This window comes from Ancylobacter vacuolatus (assembly GCF_030813595.1).
In the GTDB taxonomy this organism is placed as follows: Bacteria; Pseudomonadota; Alphaproteobacteria; order Rhizobiales; family Xanthobacteraceae; genus Ancylobacter; species Ancylobacter vacuolatus.
The window spans coordinates 745,874-771,514 of sequence record NZ_JAUSUH010000001.1 but is presented as its reverse complement, the minus strand read 5'-3'; the positions used below and the strand labels follow the sequence as shown (position 1 = coordinate 771,514).

Sequence of the window (25,641 nt, the reverse complement as noted above, 5' to 3'; positions counted from 1 at the left end):
AGATGCCGCCTCCGGGGGCGTCTCCCCTGGGTCCCGGATCGGCGCCGCGCGGCGCGCGGCTTGTCCGGGAAACAGCCTCGTGTCCCGGACCAGCGGAGGCGCAGCCGGAGCGCCGATCCGGGACCCACGAAAGACTCCGCGCAGCGGCATCATCGGCAGCGTGGTCCTGCTCTGGGCCCTGCTGCTTCCCGCACCACTATGTGCCGAGGACGCCCGCCTCGACGCCGCCATCGGCAAGGCGCTGTTCGAGCGGCCCTGGGTGCCGGCGCCGAGTTCCACCCGCGCCAATGACGGGCTCGGCCCGCTGTTCGATGCGCGCTCCTGCGCCGCCTGCCACCCCGCCGGCGGTGGGGCCGGCGCGACGGCGCTTGACGCGGCCGGCCGCCCGCAAGGCTTGGGGCTGGTGCTCTCCCTCTTCCGCAGCGATGGCAGCGGCGATCCCGCCTATGGCCACCGGCTGGAGACGATGACGCTGCCCGGCGTGCCGGCGGAGGGCGCCTTCTCCATTACGGTGGAGAACGGCCGCCGCATCCCGCGCGTCGACGCCCCCGGCTACGGCCCGCTCGATCCCGCCACCCATATGTCGCTGCGCGCGGCGCCTGATCTGCGCGGGCGCGGCAAGCTGGAGCTTGTCGACGACGCCGCGATCCTCGCGCTCGAAGACCCCGATGACCGCGACGGCGATGGCGTGCGCGGGCGGGCCCGCCGGCTCGCAACGCCCGAGGGTGGCTCCACCATTGGCCGCTTCGGCTGGAAGGCGAGCCACCCGACGCTGGCCGGGCAGGCCTCGGAGGCCTTTTCCCTCGATCTCGGCCTGTCGACGCCGCTGCGCCCGGAACCCTGGGGCGACTGCACCGACTTGCAGACCGCCTGCCGCAACGCGCCGCATGGGCGCGAGGGCGAAGGCGAGCCGGAAATTTCGCAGGCCATCGTTCAGCGCCTCGTTACCTATCTCCGGGCGTTGAAAGTGCCGGAGGGCGGCTTCGACGCGCCCGGCAGGCAGCTGTTTGCCGCCACCGGCTGTGCCACCTGCCACCACCCGGCTCTGCCCCTGCGCGGCGGCGGCACGTTGGCGCTCCACACCGATGTGCTGCTGCACGACATGGGCGAGGGGCTTGCCGACCCAGCCGGCGTGCCCGGCGCGGCGGCGGCGGAATGGCGCACCGCGCCGCTCGGCGGGCTCGCCAGTGCGCTGGACCGGGGCGTCGGCCTGTTGCATGACGGCCGCGCCGCCACGGTGGCGGAGGCCATTGGTTGGCATGGCGGCGAGGCATCAGGCGCGCGCGCCCGCTTCGAGGCGCTGGGCAAGACCGAGCGCGCGCGGCTGATCGACTATGTGTCTTCCCTTTAGAGCGAGGCTCTCCACATGAACCGATCCCCCTTCGCCGTGGCGCTGGCGCTGGCGAGCCAGATCGGGCAGGCGGCTCAGGGCGTGCCGGCGATTGCCGCCGCGAGCACGCTCCTCACCACTCTGTTCATCGGCCGCGCCCATGCCGCGCCGGTCTCCGCGCCCGAGCTCGTGGAGAGTTGGCTGCTGCCGCGCTACGACACGCTGCTCGTGAGCGCGAAGGCGCAGCAGGAAGCGTGGGAGGCGTTCTGCACCGCGCCTTCTGCCGCCGGCGTGGCGGAACTGAAGGCGCGCTTCGCCGCCGTTTCGCAAGCGTGGTCTTCGGTGGAGTTCATTACCTTTGGGCCGGTGATGCTGTCGCTGCGACCGGACCGGTTCAACCTGTTCCCGGAGCGGCGCAACGCGGTCGGCCGCTCGGTGGCCGAGCTTCTCGCCGACCCCACGGACGAGCGGCTGCAGCCGCAGCGCTTCTTCCGCCTCAGCGCCGCCGCGCAGGGCCTCCCGGCGCTGGAGCGCGTGCTCTACGACGAGGGCGCTGAAGCGGCGCTGCTGGCGGGGCCGGAAGCGGTGCGGCGCTGCGACATTGGCCGCGCCGTGGCGCGCAACCTCGCCACCATTGCCGGGGAAATCCGCACCGGGTGGGGCAGCCGCAGCGAGGGCCTGCTGGCGCAGCTCATCGCCGGCAAGGCCGACCCGGTCTATTTCCCGGACCCCAACGCCCTGCTCAGCCAGATCGTCACCGACCTTGCCGGGGCCTATCAGCGCGTGGTCGACCAGCGCCTGCTTGTCGTGCTCGGCAAGAGCGCCAACGAAGCCAAGCCGCTGATGGCGGACCGCCGCCGCAGCGGCCTGTCGAAGGAGACCATCGTCGCCATCGTCGGCAGCGCCGACGCGCTGGCGCGGGCGCTGAGCGCCGGGATCGACCCGAAGGACCGCGCCAGCCTTGCCGCCACGCTGCAGGCCGCGCAGACAGCGGCGGACGCACTGCCGGAAGATATCGGCGCCGCTGCCACCACTTCCGAGGGGCGCAAGACCCTGCAGGCGGCGGTGGCCGCATTCAAGGCGGCGCAGGCCGGCATCGCCAAGCCGCTGGCATCAGGGCTCGGCGTGCCGCTCGGCTTCAACGCACTCGACGGCGATTGAGGGCGGCACCATGGGCTTTCTCGACCTCACCCGCCGCTCGCTGATCGGCACGCTTGGCGCGCTCGCCGCCGGCCCGCGCGTGCTGTTCGCCGGCGGGGCGGCGCATGCGCGCGACCATCTGCTCGACGCGGAGTGGCTGGCGACGGCCGGCGTGCAGGGCGGCTTTGCCCCCGTGGTGCTCTCCCCCGATCGGGAAGCGACGACGGTCGGCGCCGCGACCCAGCGCCTGCACTGGGTGGAGCCGAGCCCGGACGGGCGCACGGCCGTCGCCGTGGCGCGTCGGCCCGGCACGACAGCCGTGCTGTTCGACCGCCGCGCCGGCACGGTGCTGGCGAGCTTCGAGCCGGGCGAGGGGCGGGTGTTCTCCGGCCATGGCCGCTTCATCGACGGCGGACGGCGTTTCCTCGCAGTGGAGATCGCCCGCGCGGACGGGCAGGGCGTCGTCACCCGCCGCGTGGTGGAGGCGGGTTTCGCGGTGGAGGCGGAATGGGCCTCGGCCGGCATCGGCCCGCATGACATGCTTCCGGCCGGCGGCGCGCTCGTCGTCGCCAATGGCGGCATCGAGCCGCACACGCCGGAGGCGCTCGGCGCCGAGATCGCCGGCTCAGGCATCGCCCGGCTGGACCCCGCCACCGGCGCCGTGCGAACGACCGCAACGCTCAGCGAGGATCTCGCCTCGCTCTCGCTGCGCCACCTCACCTCAGGCGCGGACGGCTTCACCGTGGTGGCGGCGCAGGATTTGCTCGCCGACGGCGTCGCCCGCCCGCTGCTCTACGCCGTAGAGGAGGAGGGGCTGCGCGCCTTCGACGCGCCTGATGAGGCATGGCGGGGATTGCGCACCTATGTCGGCTCGGTGGCGCTCGATGCGTCGGGCACCTATGTCGCCGCCGCCAGCCCGCGCGGCAACCGTGTGGCGCTGTGGCGGCGCGACGGGCGCTATATCGGGTCGCTGCCGCTGGTCGATGGCTGCGGCCTTGCCCCGACGCGGGAGGCCGGCCAGTTCCTCGCCACCAGCGGGCTCGGCGAGACGGTGCTGATCGGTACCGATGGTGCCGAGGTCGGGGTCATCGCCCGCCGCTCGGGTGGCCCGCGCTACGACAACCACGCCGTGCTGGTGGGCTGAGACCGGCGGCGCCGGCACGCCGCCTCAGAACCGGACGGTGGCCATGGTGGCGCGGTGGTCGGACGGCCACGGCGTGACCACGATGTCCGCCTCCGGCGCCTTTTCGCCGACGATGCCGGCCTTCAGCACGGTGAGGCCCGAAGCGCGGCCATAGGTGAAGTCGATGCGGTCGTGATGGTCGGTCGGGTCGGCGGGCGCGCTGGTGGTGGTCCAGGTCATGCCGGGCTTGGCGGCGGGGTCGGGATAGGCGACGCGGAACAGGTCGAGAAAGCCGGCCTCGCCCGTCATCCGCAGCGAGGTCGGCCACGCGACGGCGAGGGGCTGGCGACCGGCCTTCACCGCCGCGTCCGTCCAGTCGAGATGGGACGGCTCGTTGAAGTCGCCGAACACGAACACCGCGTCCGCCCTGTCCGCCGCCTTGAGATCCTGCAGGAACAGGTCGATGGCCGGGCCGCGCGCCGCCTTGGCCGCGGCGATCGCCGCGTCGGCGGTCGTCAGCTTCGGCGCCGGGCCGTAATCGATGCCGAGCAACTGATAGGGCTGGTACGGGAAGTCCGGCAGGTGCAGCGAATAGGCGAAGACCTTGCGGCCCTTGACGTCGATCTCGACGCCGAGGTCGTTCGCCGTCGGCTGGACGATGGGGTAGCGGCTCAGGATGGCACCGCCCCATAGCGCGGGGTTCTGCTTGGCCTGATCGTAATAGAAATAGCCGAGCCGGCCGGCGATCTCCTTGGCGACGCTGGGGCCGGTCGGCACGCAGTTGTCGGCGTCGCAGGGGTCGGGCTCCGGCCGTGATTCCAGAAGGCCGATGATATCCGGGTCGACCGCCTTGATGACCGCCAGCGTCTCATCGACGGGCTTGCCGTCATTGGCGCCACCGCCCCAGATGTTGAAGCTCATCACGGTGAGTTCGGTGGGCTCGGCCGCCCGCGCCCCCACCGGCAGCAGGGTGGCGGTGATCAGCGAGGCGATCAGCAGGCGTTTCATCTGGGGTGCTCCTGTGTTCCGCTGAGGGCTTAGGGCGCCGCGTTGACGCCGGTATGACGATGCCACCCGCGGCGCAGGCCTTTCATCGACGTGGGGGCGGGGCTAAGGAAGGCCCGTGCCCCTGCTGCTGGACCCGCCATGAACTCCCTTTTCGCCGCGCTGCCGACCACCGTGTTCGAGACCATGTCGGCGCTGGCCCGCCAGCATGACGCGGTCAATCTCGGGCAGGGTTTCCCGGACGATCCCGGCCCGCGCGATGTGCGCGAGAAGGCGGCGCAGGCGGTGCTGGACGGCTGGAACCAGTACCCGCCGATGATGGGCACACTGGACCTGCGTCGCGCGGTGGCCGATCATTACCGTGACTGGCAGGGGCTCGACCTCGACCCGGAGCGCGAGGTGATGATCACCTCAGGCGCCACCGAGGCGATTGCCGGCGCGCTGCTGGCGCTGATCGAACCGGGCGACGAGGTGGTGCTGTTCCAGCCGCTCTATGACGCCTATTTCCCCCTCGTGCGCCGGGCCGGCGGCGTGCCCCGCCTCGTCCGGCTGGTGCCGCCGCATTGGCGGCTCACCGAGGAGGCGCTTGCAGAAGCGTTCACCCCGCGCACGAAGCTGGTGCTGTTCAACAACCCGCACAACCCCACCGGCCGGGTGTTCGACGCCGGGGAACTCGCGCTGCTCGCCGGCTTCTGCACCCGCTCGGGCGCGGTGCTGGTGAGCGACGAGGTGTGGGAACATGTGATCTTCGACGGTCTGGAACATCAGTCCGTGCTGTCGCTGCCGGGGATGCGCGAGCGCGCGGTGAAGATCGGCTCGGCCGGCAAGATTTTCGGCATGACCGGCTGGAAGGTCGGCTTTGTCTGTGCCGCGCCGGAATTGATGCGGGTGCTGTCCAAGGCGCACCAGTTCCTCACCTTCACCACGCCGCCGGCGCTGCAGCACGCGGTCGCCTATGGTCTGGGCAAGGAGCGGGAGTGGTTTCTCGCCACGCGCGACGGCCTGCAGCGCTCGCGCGACCGGCTGGCGCAGGGGCTCACCGCGCTGGGCCTGCCGGTGCTGCCTTCGGCCGGCACCTATTTCCTCAATGTCGACCTTGCCCCGCTGGATCCCGGCCTGCGCGACGAGGCGTTCTGCCTCTCGCTGGTGGCGCGGGAGGGCGTGGCGGCGATCCCCGTCTCCGCCTTTTATGCGCAGGACCCGGTGGAGAGTGTGGTGCGGCTGTGCTTTGCTAAGACCGACGCCACGCTCGACCGCGCGCTGGAGCGATTGAGTGGCCTTGGTGCCGCCATAAGGACGAAGCCGGCTGCGCATTAAGTGGGCAGTTGTGTTTTCAGTGCCCGGCTGTGCGTAATTGAGCGCAGTTCTGCTGAATAAATAGGCAGCCTTTCCCGTGGTAAGAGGCGCCCGGGCGATGTGAGCATCGCCCGACCTCGCCAACGCCCCATTCCCGCCCTTGGCACGCGGGTTGCAAACGTCCCTTCTGGCACGCGGACGGGGGTCCTGCGTGTGTACTCCAGAAGGGAATAAAGATGCTGAACATGTTCACGCATGCCCGGCGCATGGCCGGTCGCGCGCTTGTGGGTGCGGCTGCGCTGGCGCTGGCCGGAGGCGGCGTTGCAAGCGCCCAGGAGACGATCAAGGTCGGCGTGCTGCATTCATTGTCCGGCACCATGGCGATCAGCGAAACCACGCTGAAGGACACCGTTCTGTTCATGGTGCAGGAGCAGAATGCCGCCGGCGGCGTGCTCGGCAAGAAGCTGGAAGCCGTGGTGGTCGATCCCGCCTCGAACTGGCCGCTCTTCGCCGAAAAGGCGCGCGAACTCATCGCCAAGGAGAAGGTCGCGGTCGTGTTCGGCTGCTGGACCTCAGTGTCGCGCAAGTCGGTGCTCCCGGTGTTCAAGGAGCTCAACAGCATTCTGTTCTACCCGGTCCAGTATGAGGGCGAGGAGAGCGAGCGCAACGTGTTCTACACCGGCGCCGCCCCGAACCAGCAGGCGATTCCGGCCGTCGACTATCTGATGGAAAACGAAGGCGTGCAGCGCTGGGTGCTGGCCGGCACCGACTATGTCTATCCGCGCACGACCAACAAGATCCTTGAGGCCTATCTGAAGTCGAAGGGCGTCAAGGCCGAAGACATCATGATCAACTACACGCCGTTCGGTCATTCCGACTGGCAGACCATCGTCGCCGATATCAAGAAGTTCGGCTCGGCGGGCAAGAAGACGGCTGTCGTCTCCACCATCAATGGCGACGCCAACGTGCCGTTCTACAAGGAGCTCGGCAATCAAGGCATCAAGGCGACCGACATTCCGGTTGTGGCCTTCTCGGTGGGTGAGGAAGAACTCGCCGGCATCGACACCAAGCCGCTGCTCGGCCACCTCGCCGCGTGGAACTACTTCCAGTCGGTCGACGTGCCTGAAAACGCCGCCTTCATCAAGAAGTGGCAGGCCTACACCAAGAACGACAAGCGCGTGACCAACGACCCGATGGAAGCCACCGTCATCGGCTTCAACATGTGGGTCAAGGCGGTCGAGAAGGCCGGCACCACCGATGCCGACGCCGTCATCGACGCGCTGATCGGCGTGACCGTGCCGAACCTGTCCGGTGGCTTCTCGGCCATGATGCCGAACCACCACATCACCAAGCCGGTGCTCATCGGCGAGATCAAGGAAGATGGCCAGTTCGACATCGTCGAGCAGACCCCCGGCCTGATCGTCGCCGAGGAATGGTCCCCCTATCTTGAAGGTTCCAAGGACCTGATCGCCGATTGGCGCAAGCCGCTCAGCTGCGGCAACTTCAACGTCAAGACCGGCAAGTGCGGCGGCGCCGGCCAGTGAGGCCCGCCCGCAGGCGGGGGCCCCACGCCTCCGCCTGACGCGCTCTAAAACCCTCCGGCCGCCCCTGCTGCGGCCGGATCCGGCCCGAGTGCCGGGCCGCTATCGGGCCCGTGTTGCCGCTGAGGGCGTGCCATCAACAAGGCATTGCCGCCCGGCACCAAGGCCCACCGCGTACCGCCGTCGCCGCCGGAGCCCAGCCCCGGCCATCCGCAGCGCCACATCGACGGACGATGATGACCTCAAGCGCTCGCCTTTTCCGCCTCCCGCGTGTGCTCTGTGCCGCGCTCGCCCTCCTGTTCGCCGCCGCGCTCGTGCAGCGTGTCGAGGCACAGGACATCAGCGGCCCGCTCGCCCAGCTCACCACCAACAAATATGACGATACCGAAGCCGCGCTCGGCGCGCTGGCGCTGAGCGGCAGCCCGGCCGCCGCCGGCATCGTCTCCGCCCTTGCCGACGGCAAGCTGGTTTTCGGCGGCACGCCGCCGCGCGTCTTCATCGAAGGTGCGGGCGGGGCGCTCATCGACCCGCTGACGATGCAGCCCGTCACCGACGCGCCCGCCGTCAAGCCGGTGCGCGTCAACAACCGCATCCGCCGCGCTATCGACGCCGCCAGCGGCGCGCTGTCGCTGGTGAGCCCCGACGCCGTCAAACGCCGGGAAGCCGCGCTCGCGGTGGGCCGCTCGCGCGACGAGGCTGCGCTGCCGGCCCTCGACGCCGCGCTCGCCAAGGAGACCGACCCCAAGGTGAAGTCGGCGATGAACCTGGCGCGGGCCTCGATCCTGATCGGCAAGGAGGGCATCACCCCCGCCGAGCGCATCGCTGCCGTCGAGCTGGTCGGTGCCGAGGGCAACCAGGACGCGCTCGCCATCCTGCGCTCGGTGCCCGAAAGCGCGGCGCCCGAGGTGAAGCAGGCGGCAGCGGCGGCGATCGAGGGCATCGAGCGCAACCTCGCCATATGGGGCATGGCGCAGAATGTCTGGTACGGGCTGTCGCTCGGCTCGGTGCTGCTGCTCGCCGCTATCGGCCTCGCCATCACCTTCGGCGTGATGGGCGTCATCAACATGGCGCATGGCGAAATGGTCATGCTCGGCGCCTACACCACCTTCGTGGTGCAGGAGGTGATCCGCACCTCCTATCCCGGCCTGTTCGACGCCTCGCTGCTGATCGCCATCCCGCTCGCTTTTGTCTTCACTGGCCTGATTGGCGTTCTCATCGAACGCACTGTCATCCGCTTTCTCTACGGCCGGGCGCTGGAAACCCTGCTCGCCACCTGGGGCATCTCGCTGATTCTGCAGCAGGCGATCCGCACCATCTTCGGACCCACCAATCGCGAGGTCGGTGCGCCGAGCTGGATGTCCGGCACCTTCGATGTCGGCCATCTCGCCATCACCTTTGGCCGGCTGTGGATTATCGTCTTCGCGCTGATGGTGTTCTTTGCGCTGCTCGGCACCCTGCGGCTGACGCGAATTGGCCTTGAAATGCGGGCGGTTACGCAGAACCGCCGCATGGCCGCCTCCATGGGCATCCGCACCAACTGGGTCGACGCCATGACCTTCGGTCTCGGTTCCGGCATCGCCGGCATGGCCGGCGTGGCCCTCAGCCAGATCGACAATGTGTCGCCGAACCTCGGCCAGAGCTACATCATCGACAGCTTCCTGGTGGTTGTGTTTGGGGGAGTGGGCAATCTGTGGGGTACTCTGGTGGGCGCCATGACGCTCGGCGTCGCCAACAAGCTGCTCGAACCCTATGCCGGCGCGGTGCTCGGCAAGATCGCGCTGCTGGTCATCGTCATCCTCTTCATCCAAAAGCGCCCCCGAGGCCTCTTCGCCCTCAAGGGGAGGTCGATCGAGGCATGAGTGCGTCCGTGACAAACATGACCCGTCAACCCGCCTTGCTCGGCACCAGCGGCCTCATTTTCCTCGCGGTGCTGGTCGCCGTCTCGGTGCTGGTGCCGGTGCTCAACCTCGCCGTGGCCCCGGATTCAGCCGTGCATGTGCCGACCTATGTCGTCTCGCTGCTCGGCAAATACCTCACCTATGCGCTGCTCGCGCTCTCGGTGGACCTCATCTGGGGCTATGTCGGCATTCTCTCGCTCGGTCAGGGCGCGTTCTTCGCGCTCGGCGGCTACGCGATGGGCATGTATCTGATGCGCCAGATCGGCACGCGCGGCGTCTATGGCGACCCGGTGCTGCCGGACTTCATGGTGTTCCTGAACTGGAAGGAACTGCCCTGGTTCTGGTACGGCTTCGACATGTTCCCCTTCGCGGCGCTGATGGTGTTGCTGGCGCCGGGCCTGCTCGCGCTGGTGTTCGGCTGGTTCGCCTTCCGCTCGCGCGTCACCGGCGTGTATCTATCCATCATCACCCAGGCGATGACCTTCGCTTTGCTGCTAGCCTTCTTCCGCAACGACATGGGCTTCGGCGGCAATAACGGCCTGACCGACTTCAAGGACATTCTCGGCTTCAACATCCAGGCGGATGGGACGCGGCTGGTGCTGTTCGTGCTGTCGGCGCTGGCGCTGGGGCTCGGCTATGTGCTCTGCCGCTTTCTCGTGCGCTCGCATTTCGGCAAGGTGCTGGTCGCCATCCGCGATGCCGAGACGCGGGTGCGCTTCACCGGCTACCGGGCGGAGAATTACAAGCTGGTCGCCTTCGTGGTCTCCGCCATGCTGGCGGGCATTGCCGGCGCGCTGTACGTGCCGCAGGTCGGCATCATCAACCCGTCGGAGTTCTCGCCCGCCAACTCGATCGAGATCATCGTCTGGGTGGCGGTGGGCGGTCGCGGCACACTGGTGGGGGCGGCGCTGGGGGCGGTGCTGGTGAATTACGCCAAGACCTATTTCACGTCAGGCATCCTCGCCCCGTACTGGCTGTTCATGCTCGGCGGCCTGTTCGTCGCCGTGACCCTGTTCCTGCCCAAGGGCATTGTCGGCACCTATTACGACTGGCGCGAGAAGCGCCGGCCGCATGACGACATACCGGGCGCGCCCATCGCGGCGGCCGGCCCGGCTGAGTGAGGGAGAGCGACATGACCGACAGCGCGACGCTCGAATCCATTGCCGAGGCGGCACCTGCCGCGAAGAAGGAACTGACCGAGGCGCTGCTCTATCTCGACGCCGTCACCGTCACCTTTGACGGCTTCCGGGCGCTCAACGCGCTGTCCTTCACCGTCGATCCCGGCGAGATGCGCGCCGTCATCGGCCCGAACGGCGCCGGCAAGACGACGATGATGGACGTCATCACCGGCAAGACCCGTCCCGACCGGGGCGACGTCTTCTTCAATGGCGGCACCACCGATTTGACCAAACTGGACGAGACGCAGATCGCCACGCTCGGCATCGGCCGCAAGTTCCAGAAGCCGACGGTGTTCGAGAACCATACGGTGCTCGACAATCTGCGCCTCGCGCTGAAGGGCCAGCGCCGGGCGCTGCCCAATATCTTCCATCGCGAGAGCGCGGCGGCGCGCGAGCGCATCGACGAGATCTTCGAGACCATCCGCCTGACCGAGCATCGCGACCGGCTCGGTGGCGCGCTCTCGCACGGCCAGAAGCAGTGGCTGGAGATTGGCATGCTGCTGGCGCAGGACCCCAAGCTCCTGCTGGTCGACGAGCCGGTGGCCGGCATGACAGATGCCGAGACCGCCCAGACCGCCGAACTGCTGCGCGAAATCAACGCCAACGGCCATTCGGTGGTCGTGGTCGAGCATGACATGACCTTCGTGCGCGACCTCGGCGTGCGGGTCATGTGCCTGCATGAAGGCTCGGTCCTGGCCGAGGGCACGCTCGACCAGGTTAGCGCCAATGAGCGCGTCATCGAAGTCTATCTGGGACGCTAGGGCTCATGCTGGAAGTTCAGGATATCAACCTCTTCTACGGCGCGGCGCAGGCGCTGCGCGGCGTTTCGCTGAAGGCCGAGCCCGGCAAGGTCACATGCGTGCTCGGCCGCAACGGCGTGGGCAAGACCAGCCTGATGCGCGCCATTGTCGGGCAGGCGCCTGTCGCGAAAGGGTCCATCCGCTTCAATGGCGAGGACATCACCGCCCTGGCGCCGTCCGAGCGGGCACGCCGTGGCATCGCCTTCGTGCCGCAGGGGCGCGAGATCTTCCCGCTGCTCACCGTGGCGGAAAATCTGGAGACCGGCTTCGCGCCACTCAAGCGCGCCGAGCGCTTCATTCCCGACGACGTGTTCTCGTTGTTTCCGGTGCTGGATTCGATGATGCGTCGGCGCGGCGGCGACCTCTCCGGCGGCCAGCAGCAGCAGCTCGCCATCGGCCGGGCGTTGACCATGCGGCCCAAGGTGCTGGTGCTGGACGAGCCGACCGAGGGCATTCAGCCCTCGATCATCAAGGATATCGGCAACGCCATCCGCTATCTGCGTTCCAAGGGTGACATGGCGATCGTACTGGTCGAGCAGTATTTCGACTTCGCCAAGGAACTCGCGGACCATTTCATCGTGATGGAGCGCGGGGCGGTGGTGATGTCGGGCGATGGCGCCGCGCTTGAGGATCCCGATGTTCGCAACCGCATTGCCGTCTGACGCCGCCGTCACCATTCCGGTCGAGCGGCGCGGGCAGGGGCGGTTGCTGGTCGAGGCCCAGGCGCTTGACGGTCGCACGGCGCGCGGGCGGATCGAGGAGGAAGGATTCGCCCGGGTGCGCTTTCCCCGCTCCGGCCGCCGGGGTCGGGCGCTGGAGGCGGTGATGATCAACACTGGCGGCGGGCTCGCCGGCGGCGATGCCTCGCAAAGCTGCCTTCATGCCGGGCGCAATGCCCAATTGGTGGTCACCACGCAGGCGGCGGAGAAGATCTATCGGTCGGATGGGGCGACCTCGCACATCGCCGTCGAACTCGTCGCGGAAATGGGCGCCAGCCTCCACTGGATGCCGCAGGCGACCATCGTGTTCGATGGTGCGCGGGTAGAGCGCTCCATCGCGGCCGAGGTAGCGCCCGATGCCCGCCTGCTGCTGGTCGAGCCGGTCATTCTCGGCCGCACGGCGCGCGGCGAGCGGCTCTCCTATGGAAGGCTGCACGATCGCTGGCGCATCCGCCGGGGCGGAAGGCTGGTCTATGCCGACGGTCTGCAACTCGATGGCGATATCGCCGCCGCGCTCGACCGCCGCGCCACCGCCGGCGGCTGGGCGGCCTTCGCGACGCTGCTGCTGGTGGCGCCAGACGCCGAGAGCCGGCTGGAAGCTGTGCGCGCGGCGCTCGGTCTCGGGGAAAGCGAGTTGGATGGCATGGCCCGCGAACTCCCCGATGGGCTCGATGCCGGGGCGAGCGCCTGGGACGGCATGCTGTCGGTGCGCCTGCTCGCGCGAGACGGCGCACCGCTGGAAAGCGCGATCCGTCGGGCGATCGCCGCGCTCGGCGTCGGCGAGGTGCCGCGCATCTGGCACTCCTGATGCAGGCCTCACTTTGTTTCAACTGAAATTCGCTTCTGAAGAGCCGGAGACCCGCGATGAATCTCAGCCCGCGCGAGAAGGACAAGCTGCTGGTGGCCATGGCGGCCATGGTGGCCCGCCGCCGCATGGAGCGGGGCGTGAAGCTCAATTTCCCCGAGGCGGTGGCGCTCATCACCGATGTGGTGGTCGAGGGCGCGCGTGATGGTCGGACGGTGGCCGAACTGATGACGCTCGGCACCACGGTGCTGACGGCGGACCAGGTGATGCCGGGCGTCGCCGAGATGATCGCCGAGATCCAGGTCGAGGCTACCTTCCCGGACGGCACCAAGCTCGTCACCGTGCATGAGCCGATCGCCTCCAGCCATGGCGCCGGGGCGCCGGGCGAGCTTCTGGTGGAGGAGGGCGACATCGAGCTGCTCGCCGGGCGTGAGTTCGTTTCCGTCACCGTCGCCAATACCGGCGACCGGCCGATCCAGGTCGGCAGCCACTATCATTTCTACGAGACCAATCCGGCCCTTGCCTTTGAGCGGGAGAAGGCGCGGGGCATGCGCCTCGCCATCGCCTCGGGAACCGCCGTGCGCTTCGAGCCGGGTCAGAGCCGGGAGGTGACGCTGGTGGCGCTCGCCGGCAAACGCGAGGTCTACGGCTTCCGCCAGGATGTGATGGGCAAGCTGTGACGCCTCTCGCCTAGGACCTGCCGCCCAAGGCACCCGCCGCCCTGCTGCCCCTTGCCGAAACGGATTGCCCCATGTCCATCAAGATGTCCCGCGCCTCCTATGCCGAGATGTTCGGCCCGACTACCGGCGACCGGGTGCGCCTCGCCGACACTTCGCTCGTCATCGAGGTGGAGAAGGACTTCACCGTCTATGGCGAGGAGGTGAAGTTCGGCGGCGGCAAGACCATTCGCGATGGCATGGGCCAGTCGCAGGTGACGCGGGCGGAAGGGGCGGTGGACACCGTCATCACCAATGCGCTGATCCTCGATCACTGGGGCATCGTGAAGGCCGATATCGGCATCCGCGACGGGCGCATCCACGGCATTGGCAAGGCCGGCAATCCGGACATCCAGCCCGGCGTCGATATCGTCATCGGCGCCTCGACCGAGGTGATTGCGGGCGAGGGCAAGATCATCACCGCCGGCGGCTTCGACTGCCACATCCATTTCATCTGCCCGCAGCAGATCGAACACGCGCTGATGAGCGGCGTCACCACCATGCTCGGCGGTGGCACCGGCCCGGCGGCGGGCACCAATGCCACCACCTGCACGCCCGGCCCGTGGCATATCGAGATGATGCTGCGCGCCTTTGACAGCTTTCCGGTCAATCTCGCTCTGTCCGGCAAGGGCAACGTCTCGCTGCCCGGCCCGCTCGTCGAGCAGATCGAGGCGGGCGCCTGCTCGATGAAGCTGCACGAGGACTGGGGCACGACCCCGGCGGCGATCGACAATTGCCTCTCGGTGGCGGACGAGTACGACATCCAGGTGATGATCCATACCGACACGCTGAACGAGAGCGGCTTCGTCGAGGACACCATTGCTGCCTTCAAGGGTCGCACCATCCATGCCTTCCACACCGAGGGCGCCGGCGGTGGCCATGCGCCTGACATCATGAAGGTTGCCGGCCTGGCGAATGTGCTGCCGTCCTCCACCAACCCGACGCGGCCCTTCACCATCAACACGCTCGACGAGCATCTCGACATGCTCATGGTGTGCCACCATCTCGACCCGCTGATCGCTGAGGACCTCGCCTTTGCCGAGAGTCGCATCCGCAAGGAGACCATCGCGGCGGAGGATATCCTGCACGATCTCGGCGCGATCTCGATGATCTCCTCCGACAGCCAGGCCATGGGCCGGCTGGGCGAGGTTATCACCCGCACCTGGCAGACCGCGCACAAGATGAAGCTGCAGCGGGGCCTGCTGCCGGGCGATAGCGAGCGCAACGACAATACCCGCGCCAAGCGCTACATCGCCAAATACACCATCAACCCCGCCATCGCGCACGGCGTCTCCCGCCATATCGGCTCGGTGGAGAACGGCAAGCTGGCCGATCTCGTGGTGTGGTCGCCGGCCTTCTTCGGCACCAAGCCGGATATGGTGATCAAGGGCGGCACCATCGTGGCGGCGGTCATGGGCGATCCCAATGCCTCGATCCCGACCCCGCAGCCGGTGCATTACCGGCCGATGTGGGGCGCCTATGGCAAGGCGCGCACGGCGACATGCCTCACCTTCGTCTCGCAGGCGGCGGTGGACCTCAACGTCGCCGCCAGGCTAGGGCTGGAGAAGCGCACCGTGGCGGTGGAGAATGTGCGCGGCGGCATCTCCAAGGCGTCGATGATTCACAATCATGCGACGCCGCATCTGGAGATCGACCCGGAAACCTATGAGGTGCGGGCCGATGGCGAGCTGCTGACCTGCGCCCCGGCCACCGAACTGCCCATGGCGCAGCGCTACTTCCTGTTCTAAGTGTGGGAGCAACCGCTTGGGCTTGGCATCCTTCGAGGCTCGCTTGGCTCGAACCTCAGGATGACGTGGCTCTCGCGTGGACGTCATCCCGAGGTGCCAGCTTGAGGCCGGGCTCGAAGGATGTTCGCCTGAGCGCACCCGCACCCGGAGTTCTGTCATGATCCGTGCCCGCACCGTCCTTCCCGCCGGCAGCTGGGATGCCGCCACCGCTGCTGACCGCGTCGTGCTGCCTCATGACGGGCGCTACCGCCGGCGCATCGCCATTCGTGGCGAAGGCGATGTGGCGTTTCTGCTCGATCTCGACGAGGCGACACGGCTGAGGGATGGCGACGGGTTGCAGCTGGAGGACGCCCGCGTCGTCGCGGTGGTCGCCGCCGAGGAGCCGGTGGCGGAGATCGTCGCCCGCGACGCCCATCATCTTGCACGACTCGCCTGGCATCTCGGCAACCGCCATGTGCCGGCGGAACTGCTGGCGGACCGCATCCGCATCGCCCGCGACAGCGTGCTGGAGGAGATGGCGCGCGGCCTTGGCGCCAGCGTCGAGTTCGTCGAGGCGGCCTTCGAGCCCGAGGGCGGCGCCTATGAGGCCGCCGAGGCTCATGACCATCACGCGCATGGCCATGATCACCACGATCACGCCCATGGCGACGATTGCGGCTGCGGCCATGATCATCTCGAGCACGGGCATGCGCCTCATGACCACGCCCATCACGATCATGCCCATCACGACCACGGCCATGAACCGCACGCCAAGGCGCGCGATGTGCTGCATGTCCAGGGCGAGACGCCGGCCCATGAGCACGACGCCGGCTGTGGCTGCGGGCATGACCATGGCCACGATCACGCGCATGACGATCACGCCCACGATCACGGCCATGCTCCTCATGACGGCCACAAGCACGGCCACTAGGGGCAGGCAATGAGCGAGGCCGCTGCGGCGCCGCCCGGCGCCTCGCCCGATCTGCTGGCGCTGTTCGTCTGGCTTTCCCCCGCCTATCCGGTGGGCGCCTTCGCCTATTCGCACGGCCTCGAATGGGCGGTCGAGACCCAGGCGATCAGCGACCTTGCCTCGCTGAACGGATGGGTGGACGACTTGCTCCGTCATGGCGGTCCCTTCGCCGATGCCGTCCTGCTGGCCCATGCCTTCGAGGCGGTGCGGGCCGAGGACGGCAGTCGCCTGCGCGACGTGCTGGAGTTGGCGGCGGCGTTCGCCCCCTCGCGTGAACGCCAGATGGAGACGCTGAACCAGGGCGACGCCTTTCTCGCCGCGACCCGCGCCGCCTGGCCGGCCCCGGCGCTGGAATGGGCGATGGGGTTGTGGGACGGGCGCGTCGCCTATCCCGTGGCGGTCGGCATCGCCGCCGCCGCGCACGGCCTGCCGCTGCCGGCGACGCTTTCCGCCTATCTCTCGGCGGTGGCCGCGAACCTCATCTCCGCCGCCGTGCGGCTCGTCCCGCTGGGCCAGACCGACGGCAACCGGGCGCTGGCCGCCGCGACGCGGACGGTGCGGGCGATCGCCCCGCTGGCGCCCGCCACGCCGCTCGACCAGCTCGGTGGCGCGGCGCTGAAATCCGATATCGCGTCGATGCGGCACGAGACGCAGTACACGCGGCTATTCCGAAGCTGAACGAGGGGAAATTCCATGGCGAGCGATAGCAGCGGCCCGCTCCGGGTCGGCATTGGCGGACCGGTCGGCTCAGGCAAGACCGCGCTGATGGAGGCGCTGTGCCGGACCTTTCGCGAGCGCTACGATCTCGCGGCCATCACCAACGACATCTATACCAAGGAAGACGCTGAAATTCTCACCCGAGCCGGGGCGTTGCCGGCCGAGCGCATCATGGGCGTGGAAACAGGCGGCTGCCCGCACACCGCCATTCGCGAGGACGCTTCCGCCAATCTCGCCGCCATTGCCGAGATGCGCGGGCGCTTCCCGAAGCTCGACCTGATCCTGATCGAGTCCGGTGGCGACAACCTCGCCGCGACCTTCTCACCAGAGCTGGCCGACCTCACCATCTATGTGATCGACGTCTCCGCCGGCGAGAAGATTCCGCGCAAGGGCGGGCCCGGCATCACCCGCTCCGATCTGCTGGTGATCAACAAGGTGGATCTGGCGCCGATGGTGGGCGCCTCGCTGGAGGTGATGGACCGGGATTCGCGGCGCATGCGCGGACGCCGACCTTTCGTTTTCGCCAATGTGCGCGCCGGCGACGGCGTCGCCGAGGTGGCGCGCTTCATCGAACAGGCCGGCGGGCTCGCCGTCGCGACGCCCGATATGGGTGCCGAGACCGCCCCGGCCTGAGGCGATGGGCCGCCCGGGCGTGTGAGGTCCCTGCGCACTATCGGCGCATATCACGTGTCTCGACCGTGCCGCGGATGCGGTGCGGGCTTTCCGTCTGCTATGGTTTCATCGGCTTGGAAGGGATTCCATTAGATGAAGTCATTTGCTGCGGGCCGTAAGGCACGTTCGGCCCCGCTCTACTCACCGCGCGGCCCGCGTCTTCCGGATCGGATCGTCGAGCTTTTCGATGCGTGCTGCCGCACCGACCGCCGGGCCTGCCTGTTCCTTGTCGGCCTGTGCCTGGTGGCGCTGCTGCCGGGGTTCTTCTCGATTCCGCCGGTGGACAGGGACGGAGCCCGCTTTGCGCTGATCTCCCGCCATATGGTGGAAACGGGGAATCTCACCGAGACGAGGCTCGGCTGGGAGGCCAAGCGCACCCAGGCGCTGGGTCTGCACTGGCTGCAGGCCGGGGTGGTCAAGGCCGCCGAGCTGGTCGGGGTTCCCGAAGCGCCCACGCGAATCTGGCTCTATCGCGTGCCTTCCCTGGCCGCCGCTATCGGTGCCGTGCTGCTCACATTCTGGGCGGCGCTGGCGTTCACGCACCGCCGCGCGGCGGTTCTGGCCGCCAGCCTGTTGGCCAGCAGCGTCGCCCTCGGTGTCGGGGGGCGGCTCGCCGTGGCCGAAGTGTTCCTGGTCGGCTCCGTGGCGGCGATGATGGGGGCCATGGGCCGTCTTTATCTCGCCGAGCGCCAGAGCAGGGACGCCGGCGACTGGCGACAGTCGTCGCACGAGGCCCGGCTGGCCCTCATCTTCTGGTCCGCGCTTGCCTTCAGCTTGTTCACCAAGGGGCTGGCGACGCCGCTCTATGTGGTGCTGCCGCTGTTGGCGTTGGTGGCGGTGGACCGGTCGGCGCTGTTTCTGCGGCGGGCCCGCTCCTATTCCGGGCTCGCCGTCATGCTCGTCGTCGCCATCGGCTGGTTCCTGCTGCGCCGCTACGGCCCCGCCGAAACGCAGGCGGAATTCGTCGTGCGTACCCTGCTTGGTCCGGTGGCCGGCGAGTATCAGGGATTTGCCGGCCTGCCCGGCGTCTATCTGCTGCTGTTCTTTGTGCTGTTCTGGCCGGCAGCGCCGCTGGCCGCCCTGGCCTTTCCCATCGTCTGGAAGGCCCGCCGTGTCGGCAGGGTGCGCTTCCTCTTGGCCTGGGTGGTGCCGGTCTGGCTGCTGTTCGAGATCTTGCCCACCAAGGTGCCGGCCTATGTGGCGCCGACCCTGCCGGCGATCGCCATACTCATCGCCCTTGCCGTGGAGCGCGGCGCGCTGGCTCTCGGCAATATGCGGCTCGCCCGCGTGCTCTGGCTGTGGCCGCTGATCGGCGCGGTAATCGCCGTGGGGGCGCTGCTCGGCATGGCGATGTTCGACCAAACGACCAGCGTGCTGGCCTGGCCATTGCTGCTGCTCGGCTTCTTCGCGCTGGTGATCGCGGCGGCGTCGGTGCGCGATTATGGCGTCGAGAAGTCGGCGCTGGTCGCCATTGCCGGCATGCTGGTGTCCGGTTTCGGGGTGATGCAGCTGGTGCTGCCGAATATTGACAGCTTCTGGCTGGCGCCGCGTGTGGCGGCGGCTGCGGCGCGCGAGCCCTGCGGCGCCGGTGCCGGCCCGATCGAGGTTGGCATTGCCGGCTTTAACGAGCCGAGCTTCGCGCTTCTTCTGCCGGACGCGCCCCGCTTTCTGGACGGGGCGGCGGCGGCCGATTTCCTAAAGGGTGGAGGCGCCTGTCGGGTGGTGTTTGTCGAGCGGCGGCAGGAACCCCGCTTCGCCCGGCGGGCGGAAGCGATCGGCCTGCGAATCCAGCGCGGTGCCGATCTGCGCGGCTTCGACTATAACGGCCTGCGGGAGGTGCGGCTCGCCCCCTACCGCCCGGGATGATGGGCAGAGGCCCATCATCCCGGGAATAATAGCTCCGCTCAGCGCGCTGCCGCCAGTGCGGCGAAGCCGGAATCGAGATCGGCGATGAGATCGGCCGGGTCCTCAAGGCCGATCTGCAGCCGGATGGCCGGGCCGCCCGGGTTCCACCGCGTTGCCGTGCGGTAGCTGTTGCAGTCGAAGGGAATGGCCAGGCTCTCGAAGCCTCCCCAACTATAGCCGAGCCCGAACAGCGCGAGGCTGTCGAGAAAAGCGTCCACCGCCAGCTTGGGTGCCGGCTGCAGGATGACGCTGAACAGGCCCGAAGCACCCTTGAAGTCGCGCTTCCACAGGGCATGGCTGGGATGTTCCGGAAGGGCGGGGTGCAGCACCTTCAGCACTTCTGGCCGCGCGACCAGCCAGCGTGCCACGGTGAGTGCCGATTGCTGGTGGCGCTCCAGCCGCACCGCCATGGTGCGCAGCCCCCGCGCGGCCAGGAAAGCGTCTTCGGGCGCCACTGTCATGCCGAGGTCGCCATGGGTGAGGTGAACCCGGCGGAAGGTCCGCGCATTGGCGGAAATGGTGCCGATGTTCAGGTCCGAATGACCGCCCAGATACTTCGTGCCGGCCTGGATGGAAACGTCGACGCCGAAATCATGCGGGCGGAAAAACAGCGGCGTTGCCCATGTATTGTCCATCAGCGTGGTGATGTCGTGCGCGGCGGCGGCAGCGACGATGGCCGGCACATCCTGGATCTCGAAGGATTGCGAGCCCGGCGATTCCAGGAAGATCGCCCGCGTATTGGCGCGGATGAGATCGGCGATGCCGCCGCCGATGAGCGGATCGTAATAGGTGGTCTCGATGCCATAGCGCGTCAGCACCTCGTCGCAGATGCGGCGTGTCGGCTGATAGGCGCTGTCGACCATGAGCAGATGGTCGCCGGCCTTCAGCACCGCGAGCAGGGCGACGCTGACGGCGGACAGGCCGGAGGGCGTGAGCACGACACCGGCACCGCCCTCGATCCGGGTCAGCGCGGCCTCCAGGCTCTCGACGGTGGGGTTGCCGCGCCGTCCATAGGTGTAGCGGCCGGTGTGGCCTTCGAGATCGGCGACGGTGGGGGAGAGGACTGTGGATCCCCGGACGATCGGCGTGTTCACGAAGCCGTCATGGCGAAAAGGGTCGCGTCCGGCGAGGACGAGTTCGGTCTCCATCGCAAGGTTGCCGGGAACGGTGCTTTTTGTCTTGTTCGCCATGGTTGTAGCCTGTTGGAGCGCGTTTATCGAAGGTCGCATAGGGAACGGAGCGGAGTTGCCCCGTCAAGCGCTTGACCGGACCCGATTGCGGCGCTCTGATGACGCTGCGTCTGCCATGGTGGTGCCCGAGGGGGTCTTCTGGGCGCCGTCAGACGAAGGAAGCAGGCACGACACGCTGTCCGATGCCGTCGGCGGCATGCGAATTGCCTTTTCTGTCACTCGTGCCGCTCGCGTTCTCGCAGCGGATACGTCAGCTCCAATCCGAATGAAGAAGGCTGCCATCATGAAACGCCTCCTCTCCACATTCGCCCTTGCGGGTGCCATGGGTCTCTGCGCGTTCGGCGCGCAGGCCGCCACGAAGCTCGAGCAGGTGAAGTCCAAGGGCTTCGTCCAGTGCGGCGTCAGCCAGGGGCGGCCCGGCTTCTCCAACCCCAACGACAAGGGTGAGTGGAGTGGCCTTGATGTGGAATTCTGCCGCGCCGTCGCCGCTGCCATCTTCGGCGATGCCACCAAGGTGAAGTTCACGCCCCTTTCCGCCAAGGACCGCTTCACCGCCCTGCAGTCGGGCGACATCGACATCCTGTCGCGCAACACCACCTGGACCATCACCCGCGACACCTCGCTCGGCCTGAACTTCACCGGCGTCACCTATTATGACGGCCAGGGCTTCATGATCCGCAAGGACAAGAAGGTGAACTCGGCCCTGGAGCTCTCGGGCGCCTCGGTTTGCACCCAGACCGGCACCACCACCGAACAGAACCTCGCCGACTATTTCCGCGCCAACAACATGACCTATGAGGTCATCGCCTTCGCTACTAATGACGAAGTGGTCAAGGCCTATGACGCTGGCCGCTGCGACGTGCTCACCACCGACCGTTCGGGCCTTGCCGGCGAGCGGCTCAAGCTGACCAATCCCGACGACCATATCGTGCTGCCCGAGATCATCTCGAAGGAGCCGCTCGGCCCGGTGGTCGCCCATGGCGATGACCAGTGGTTCGATATCGTGAAGTGGGTGCTCTACGCCCAGCTGAACGCCGAAGAGCTCGGCGTCAACTCCAAGAATGTCGACGAGCAGCTCAAGTCCGCCGTCAACCCGGAAATCAAGCGTCTCCTCGGCACCGAGGGCAAGTATGGCGAGGGCATGGGCATCGGCAATGACTGGGGCTACCTGATCATCAAGAATGTCGGCAACTACGCCGAAATCTATGACCGCACCGTCGGTCCCGACACCCCGCTGAAGCTCGTGCGCGGCCTGAATGCGCTGTGGAACAAGGGCGGCATCCAGTACGCCCCACCGATCCGCTGAAGGCTCTGAAACCGGAGGCTCCCGAACCGTCGGGAGCCTCTTCGCTCCGGCAAAGCCGACATAAGTTCGGCGCCGGGGACATTGGGGCCTCGATCCGAGGCGAGGGGGACTATGACGGATTTGGCTGGGCCCGTCGGCGGGCGTGCAAAGAGTTCATTTATCAACGACCCGAAGGTTCGCAGCATCGGCCTTCAACTGATCGCGCTGGTCGTGGTCGTGTTCCTGGGGTGGAGCTTCACCGAGAACGCCCGCGACAACCTCGCGGCACAGAAGATCGCCACCGGCTTCGGATTCCTGGACAATACGGCGGGCTTCGGCATCAACCAGACGCTGATCCCCTATAGCGAAACATCGACCTATGGCCGCGCCTTCGTCGTCGGCCTGCTCAATACGCTCCTCGTCGCGGTGGTCGGCATCTTCCTTGCCACCATCATCGGCTTTCTGGTCGGGATAGGTCGCCTGTCGAAGAACTTCGTCGTGCGGACGCTTTCCACCGTCTATGTCGAGGTGTTGCGCAACCTGCCGCCGCTGTTCCAGATTCTGTTCTGGTATCTTGCGGTGCTCAGCGCGATGCCCGGACCCCGCAACAGCATCAGCCTGTTCGGCGAGGTGTTCATCTCCAATCGCGGCATCATCATCCCGCGCCCGCTGTTCGGCGATGGGGCGGGCATCGTCGTGTGGGCGATCGGCCTTGCCATTCTCATGGCCATTCTCTTCCGCCACTGGGCGGCCAGCCGCCAGGAGGAAACCGGCCGCTACCTGCCGGTGCTGTGGGTCAATCTCGCCCTGATACTCGGCCTTCCGCTCATCGCCATGATCGCCACCGGCTTTCCGATCAGCTTCGAGGTGCCGCAGCTCAAGGGCTTCAACTTCGTCGGCGGCGTGCAGGTGATTCCGGAGTTCGTCGCGCTCACCGTGGCTCTGGCGACCTATACCGCTGCCTTCATTGCCGAGAATGTGCGCTCTGGCATCCAGTCGGTCAGCCACGGCCAGACCGAGGCGGCGCATTCGCTCGGCCTGCGCCATGCGCAGACGCTGCGTCTGGTGATCATTCCGCAGGCGATGCGCGTGATCATTCCCCCCCTGACCAGCCAGTACCTCAACCTGACGAAGAACTCCTCGCTGGCGGTGGGTATCGGCTATCCCGATCTCGTGGCGGTGTTCGCCGGCACGGCGCTGAACCAGACCGGGCAGGCGATCGAGATTATCGCCATCACCATGGGCGTCTATCTCGTGCTGTCGATCATCACCGCGACGATCATGAATGTGTACAACAAGCGCGTCGCGCTGGTTGAACGGTGAGGGCCCGGCCATGAGCATGACCTTCGATGACGGCAGCTTCATCCGCAATGAAATGGCACCGGCGCTGCCGCCGCCCACGCAGCGGATCGGCGCTGTCGCGTGGATGCGGGAGAACCTGTTCTCCGGCGTCCTCAACACCCTTCTGACCGTGTTCGGCATTTGTCTGGTGGCGCTGATCGTGCCGCCCTTCGTCCGCTTCATGTTCCTCGACGCGGTGTGGACCGGGGAGAACCGCGAGGCCTGTTTGGGTCCACAGGTGGGTGCCTGCTGGCCCTTCATCCAAGCCAAGTTCGGCCAGCTGATCTATGGCTTCTACCCGATCAGCGAACGCTGGCGGGTCGACATCGTCTTCGCGTCCGGCGCGCTGCTCCTGGTTCCGCTGATGGTGCTGAGCTGGCCTTTCAAGCGGATCAACGCCTTCCTGTTCTTCGTCGCCTATCCGGTCGTCGCCTTCGTTCTGCTGACCGGCGGCAACATCAACGCCTCGGCCTTTCTGCTGGAGCGGTTCGGGCTGATCCGCGGCCTTGTCGGCGATGCGCAGATTGCCGGGGTCAACCTCGTGTTCTGGGTTGATTACGCGCTGACCGCTCTGCTCGTCATGGCCGCGATCGGTGGTCTGATCGCCGCGCTGGGCGGCAGCGGCCGTTCCGCCGCCCGAACCACGTTCTGGGTCTTTCTGGCGCTCGGCCTGCTGATCTTCATCTGGGATGTCGATGTCGGCCTCGACTATGTCGAGACCCGCCAATGGGGCGGGCTGCTGGTGACGCTGGTGATCGCGGTGACCGGCATCGTCGCCTCGCTGCCGCTCGGCATCCTGCTGGCGCTCGGGCGGCGCTCGCAAATGCCGGTGGTGCGGCTGCTCTCGGTGGTCTTCATCGAGTTCTGGCGCGGGGTGCCGCTGATCACGGTGCTGTTTTTCGCCACCTATATGCTGCCGCTCTTCCTGCCGCAGGGCACCAATCCGGACGCGCTCCTGCGCGCGCTGGTCGGCGTGGCGCTGTTCTCCGCCGCCTATATGGCGGAGGTGGTGCGCGGCGGCCTGCAGGCGATCCCGAAGGGGCAGTATGAGGGGGCGATGGCGATGGGGCTCACCTGGAGCCAGATGATGCGCCTCATTGTCCTGCCGCAGGCGCTGACCCTGGTCATCCCCGGCATCGTCAACAGCTTCATCAGCCTGTTCAAGGACACCACGCTGGTGCTGATCGTGTCGATCTTCGACTTTCTCGGCCAGCTTCGCGCCTCCTTTACCGACCCCAACTGGGCGACGCCGGTGACGCTCTACACCGGCTTCGCCTTTGCAGGGGTGGTCTATTTCCTCTTCTGCTTCGGCATGTCACGCTATTCGCTCTTCGTCGAGCGACGGCTGAACACCTCTCACCGGCATTGAGAAACGGAGAAACCACTATGAGCGAACTCCATTCGACCGTTTCCCCCGAAGAGCTGCCCGCCGTCCATACGCCTCCGGGGCGGGAGGTCGCCGTCGATCTTGTCGGCGTGCACAAATGGTACGGTGAGTTCCATGTGCTTAAGGACATCAATCTGAAAGTGCACCGCGGCGAGCGCATCGTCATTTGCGGGCCGTCGGGCTCGGGCAAGTCGACCATGATCCGCTGCATCAACCGGCTGGAGGAGCACCAGCAGGGCTCGATCGTCGTCGACGGCATCGAGCTGACCAACGATCTCAAGCGGATCGACGAGATCCGCCGCGAGGTGGGCATGTGCTTCCAGCACTTCAACCTGTTCCCGCATCTCACCATTCTGGAAAATCTGACGCTGGCGCCGATCTGGGTCCGCAAGATGCCGAAGAAGGAGGCGGACGAGCTGGCGATGCACTTCCTCGCCAAGGTGAAGATCCCCGAGCAGGCGCATAAATATCCCGGCCAGCTCTCCGGCGGCCAGCAGCAGCGCGTCGCCATCGCCCGCGCTTTGTGCATGAAGCCGAAGATCATGCTGTTCGACGAGCCGACCTCGGCGCTCGACCCGGAAATGGTCAAGGAAGTGCTGGAGACCATGGTGAGCCTGGCGGAAGAGGGCATGACCATGCTGTGCGTGACCCATGAAATGGGCTTCGCCCGTCAGGTCGCCAACCGGGTGATCTTCATGGATGCCGGGCAGATCATCGAGATGAACGAGCCGGAAGCGTTCTTCTCCAACCCGCAGCACGAGCGCACCCGGCTGTTCCTCAGCCAGATCCTGCACTGAAACGAGCGGGCGAAACTGTCATCCCGGACGCCGCATCGCGGCGATCCGGGATCCCGTGCCGCCCCCTTTCTGCAGACGATCCCGGCTCGGCCCCTGGCC

At 67.5% G+C, this 25,641-nt stretch carries 22 protein-coding genes; 20 read left to right on the top strand and 2 right to left on the bottom strand.

Features of this window, described 5'->3' with window-relative positions; translation table 11 throughout:
* Nucleotides 1-160: 160 nt before the first annotated feature.
* From J2S76_RS03720 to J2S76_RS03710, 3 genes are read left to right on the top strand one after another with little or no spacing between them, the layout of a single operon-like run.
* Entirely contained in the window at nt 161-1,351 is a 1,191-nt protein-coding gene (locus J2S76_RS03720) for a di-heme oxidoredictase family protein (RefSeq protein WP_307057582.1), read from the top strand.
* Between the two features lie 15 nt (nt 1,352-1,366).
* A complete protein-coding gene (locus tag J2S76_RS03715; RefSeq protein ID WP_307057581.1) occupies nt 1,367-2,491 on the top strand; it encodes an imelysin family protein in 1,125 nt (374 codons plus the stop codon).
* Between the two features lie 10 nt (nt 2,492-2,501).
* Complete coding sequence (locus tag J2S76_RS03710) at nt 2,502-3,614, top strand: DUF1513 domain-containing protein (protein ID WP_307057579.1); 1,113 nt, start codon at nt 2,502-2,504, stop codon at nt 3,612-3,614.
* A 24-nt stretch (nt 3,615-3,638) separates the two neighbouring features.
* On the opposite strand, the gene J2S76_RS03705 is transcribed toward J2S76_RS03710, so the two are convergent.
* Entirely contained in the window at nt 3,639-4,601 is a 963-nt protein-coding gene (locus tag J2S76_RS03705; protein ID WP_307057577.1) for an endonuclease/exonuclease/phosphatase family protein, read from the bottom strand.
* Between the two features lie 138 nt (nt 4,602-4,739).
* Here J2S76_RS03705 and J2S76_RS03700 point away from each other — a divergent pair, with 138 nt between their 5' ends.
* The 13 genes from J2S76_RS03700 (at nt 4,740) to J2S76_RS03640 (ending at nt 19,503) form a co-directional block, all read left to right on the top strand.
* Nucleotides 4,740-5,915, top strand: a complete 1,176-nt coding sequence (locus J2S76_RS03700; protein ID WP_307057575.1) for an aminotransferase — start codon at nt 4,740-4,742, stop codon at nt 5,913-5,915.
* 215 nt (nt 5,916-6,130) lie between these two features.
* Nucleotides 6,131-7,438: an urea ABC transporter substrate-binding protein gene (gene urtA, locus J2S76_RS03695; RefSeq protein ID WP_018390540.1), complete on the top strand. Its 1,308-nt coding sequence runs from the start codon at nt 6,131-6,133 to the stop codon at nt 7,436-7,438.
* 233 nt (nt 7,439-7,671) lie between these two features.
* On the top strand, nt 7,672-9,294 hold the full coding sequence (gene urtB / locus J2S76_RS03690) for an urea ABC transporter permease subunit UrtB (RefSeq protein ID WP_307057572.1): 1,623 nt from the start codon (nt 7,672-7,674) through the stop codon (nt 9,292-9,294).
* Between the two features lie 17 nt (nt 9,295-9,311).
* Complete coding sequence (urtC, locus tag J2S76_RS03685; RefSeq protein WP_307057570.1) at nt 9,312-10,454, top strand: urea ABC transporter permease subunit UrtC; 1,143 nt, start codon at nt 9,312-9,314, stop codon at nt 10,452-10,454.
* A gap of 11 nt (nt 10,455-10,465) precedes the next feature.
* Nucleotides 10,466-11,272, top strand: coding sequence for an urea ABC transporter ATP-binding protein UrtD (gene urtD / locus J2S76_RS03680; RefSeq protein ID WP_307057569.1), 807 nt, complete (start codon nt 10,466-10,468; stop codon nt 11,270-11,272).
* 5 nt (nt 11,273-11,277) lie between these two features.
* A complete protein-coding gene (gene urtE / locus J2S76_RS03675; RefSeq protein ID WP_307057567.1) occupies nt 11,278-11,973 on the top strand; it encodes an urea ABC transporter ATP-binding subunit UrtE in 696 nt (231 codons plus the stop codon).
* Nucleotides 11,948-12,838, top strand: a complete 891-nt coding sequence (locus J2S76_RS03670) for an urease accessory protein UreD (protein WP_307057565.1) — start codon at nt 11,948-11,950, stop codon at nt 12,836-12,838. Before urtE ends, J2S76_RS03670 begins: the two co-directional genes overlap by 26 nt.
* A 56-nt stretch (nt 12,839-12,894) precedes the next feature.
* On the top strand, nt 12,895-13,515 hold the full coding sequence (locus J2S76_RS03665) for an urease subunit gamma (RefSeq protein WP_307057563.1): 621 nt from the start codon (nt 12,895-12,897) through the stop codon (nt 13,513-13,515).
* 71 nt (nt 13,516-13,586) lie between these two features.
* On the top strand, nt 13,587-15,299 hold the full coding sequence (gene ureC, locus J2S76_RS03660) for an urease subunit alpha (RefSeq protein ID WP_307057561.1): 1,713 nt from the start codon (nt 13,587-13,589) through the stop codon (nt 15,297-15,299).
* Nucleotides 15,300-15,456: 157 nt separating this feature from the next.
* Complete coding sequence (locus J2S76_RS03655; RefSeq protein WP_307057559.1) at nt 15,457-16,209, top strand: urease accessory protein UreE; 753 nt, start codon at nt 15,457-15,459, stop codon at nt 16,207-16,209.
* 9 nt (nt 16,210-16,218) lie between these two features.
* Nucleotides 16,219-16,926, top strand: coding sequence for an urease accessory protein UreF (locus J2S76_RS03650; protein ID WP_307057557.1), 708 nt, complete (start codon nt 16,219-16,221; stop codon nt 16,924-16,926).
* Nucleotides 16,927-16,941: 15 nt separating this feature from the next.
* Nucleotides 16,942-17,598 carry an urease accessory protein UreG gene (gene ureG, locus J2S76_RS03645; protein WP_307057555.1) on the top strand — a complete coding sequence of 219 codons (657 nt, stop codon included), beginning with the start codon at nt 16,942-16,944 and terminating at the stop codon, nt 17,596-17,598.
* Nucleotides 17,599-17,730: 132 nt separating this feature from the next.
* Nucleotides 17,731-19,503: an ArnT family glycosyltransferase gene (locus tag J2S76_RS03640; RefSeq protein WP_307057553.1), complete on the top strand. Its 1,773-nt coding sequence runs from the start codon at nt 17,731-17,733 to the stop codon at nt 19,501-19,503.
* 38 nt (nt 19,504-19,541) lie between these two features.
* Here J2S76_RS03640 and metC read toward each other — a convergent pair whose 3' ends face one another.
* Nucleotides 19,542-20,732: a cystathionine beta-lyase gene (gene metC / locus J2S76_RS03635; protein ID WP_307057551.1), complete on the bottom strand. Its 1,191-nt coding sequence runs from the start codon at nt 20,730-20,732 to the stop codon at nt 19,542-19,544.
* 283 nt (nt 20,733-21,015) lie between these two features.
* On the opposite strand from metC, the gene J2S76_RS03630 reads away from it, so the two are divergent.
* The 4 genes from J2S76_RS03630 (at nt 21,016) to J2S76_RS03615 (ending at nt 25,542) form a co-directional block, all read left to right on the top strand.
* Nucleotides 21,016-22,038 carry an amino acid ABC transporter substrate-binding protein gene (locus J2S76_RS03630; RefSeq protein ID WP_307057548.1) on the top strand — a complete coding sequence of 341 codons (1,023 nt, stop codon included), beginning with the start codon at nt 21,016-21,018 and terminating at the stop codon, nt 22,036-22,038.
* A 111-nt stretch (nt 22,039-22,149) separates the two neighbouring features.
* Nucleotides 22,150-23,340 (top strand): amino acid ABC transporter permease, encoded by a 1,191-nt coding sequence (locus J2S76_RS03625; RefSeq protein WP_307057547.1) that lies wholly within the window; start codon nt 22,150-22,152, stop codon nt 23,338-23,340.
* 10 nt (nt 23,341-23,350) lie between these two features.
* Nucleotides 23,351-24,727, top strand: a complete 1,377-nt coding sequence (locus J2S76_RS03620) for an amino acid ABC transporter permease (protein ID WP_307057545.1) — start codon at nt 23,351-23,353, stop codon at nt 24,725-24,727.
* A 17-nt stretch (nt 24,728-24,744) separates the two neighbouring features.
* Nucleotides 24,745-25,542, top strand: coding sequence for an amino acid ABC transporter ATP-binding protein (locus J2S76_RS03615; RefSeq protein WP_307057543.1), 798 nt, complete (start codon nt 24,745-24,747; stop codon nt 25,540-25,542).
* The last annotated feature ends 99 nt before the right edge of the window (nt 25,543-25,641 follow it).

What these genes read in the sequence shown, in the direction of transcription:
- J2S76_RS03715 (WP_307057581.1), top strand. Translation starts at nt 1,367, where the DNA reads ATGAACCGATCCCCCTTCGCCGTGGCGCTGGCGCTGGCGAGCCAGATC.
- J2S76_RS03710 (WP_307057579.1), top strand. Translation starts at nt 2,502, where the DNA reads ATGGGCTTTCTCGACCTCACCCGCCGCTCGCTGATCGGCACGCTTGGC.
- J2S76_RS03705 (WP_307057577.1), bottom strand. Translation starts at nt 4,601, where the DNA reads ATGAAACGCCTGCTGATCGCCTCGCTGATCACCGCCACCCTGCTGCCG.
- J2S76_RS03700 (WP_307057575.1), top strand. Translation starts at nt 4,740, where the DNA reads ATGAACTCCCTTTTCGCCGCGCTGCCGACCACCGTGTTCGAGACCATG.
- urtA (WP_018390540.1), top strand. Translation starts at nt 6,131, where the DNA reads ATGCTGAACATGTTCACGCATGCCCGGCGCATGGCCGGTCGCGCGCTT.
- urtB (WP_307057572.1), top strand. Translation starts at nt 7,672, where the DNA reads ATGACCTCAAGCGCTCGCCTTTTCCGCCTCCCGCGTGTGCTCTGTGCC.
- urtC (WP_307057570.1), top strand. Translation starts at nt 9,312, where the DNA reads ATGACCCGTCAACCCGCCTTGCTCGGCACCAGCGGCCTCATTTTCCTC.
- urtD (WP_307057569.1), top strand. Translation starts at nt 10,466, where the DNA reads ATGACCGACAGCGCGACGCTCGAATCCATTGCCGAGGCGGCACCTGCC.
- urtE (WP_307057567.1), top strand. Translation starts at nt 11,278, where the DNA reads ATGCTGGAAGTTCAGGATATCAACCTCTTCTACGGCGCGGCGCAGGCG.
- J2S76_RS03670 (WP_307057565.1), top strand. Translation starts at nt 11,948, where the DNA reads ATGTTCGCAACCGCATTGCCGTCTGACGCCGCCGTCACCATTCCGGTC.
- J2S76_RS03665 (WP_307057563.1), top strand. Translation starts at nt 12,895, where the DNA reads ATGAATCTCAGCCCGCGCGAGAAGGACAAGCTGCTGGTGGCCATGGCG.
- ureC (WP_307057561.1), top strand. Translation starts at nt 13,587, where the DNA reads ATGTCCATCAAGATGTCCCGCGCCTCCTATGCCGAGATGTTCGGCCCG.
- J2S76_RS03655 (WP_307057559.1), top strand. Translation starts at nt 15,457, where the DNA reads ATGATCCGTGCCCGCACCGTCCTTCCCGCCGGCAGCTGGGATGCCGCC.
- J2S76_RS03650 (WP_307057557.1), top strand. Translation starts at nt 16,219, where the DNA reads ATGAGCGAGGCCGCTGCGGCGCCGCCCGGCGCCTCGCCCGATCTGCTG.
- ureG (WP_307057555.1), top strand. Translation starts at nt 16,942, where the DNA reads ATGGCGAGCGATAGCAGCGGCCCGCTCCGGGTCGGCATTGGCGGACCG.
- J2S76_RS03640 (WP_307057553.1), top strand. Translation starts at nt 17,731, where the DNA reads ATGAAGTCATTTGCTGCGGGCCGTAAGGCACGTTCGGCCCCGCTCTAC.
- metC (WP_307057551.1), bottom strand. Translation starts at nt 20,732, where the DNA reads ATGGCGAACAAGACAAAAAGCACCGTTCCCGGCAACCTTGCGATGGAG.
- J2S76_RS03630 (WP_307057548.1), top strand. Translation starts at nt 21,016, where the DNA reads ATGAAACGCCTCCTCTCCACATTCGCCCTTGCGGGTGCCATGGGTCTC.
- J2S76_RS03625 (WP_307057547.1), top strand. Translation starts at nt 22,150, where the DNA reads ATGACGGATTTGGCTGGGCCCGTCGGCGGGCGTGCAAAGAGTTCATTT.
- J2S76_RS03620 (WP_307057545.1), top strand. Translation starts at nt 23,351, where the DNA reads ATGAGCATGACCTTCGATGACGGCAGCTTCATCCGCAATGAAATGGCA.
- J2S76_RS03615 (WP_307057543.1), top strand. Translation starts at nt 24,745, where the DNA reads ATGAGCGAACTCCATTCGACCGTTTCCCCCGAAGAGCTGCCCGCCGTC.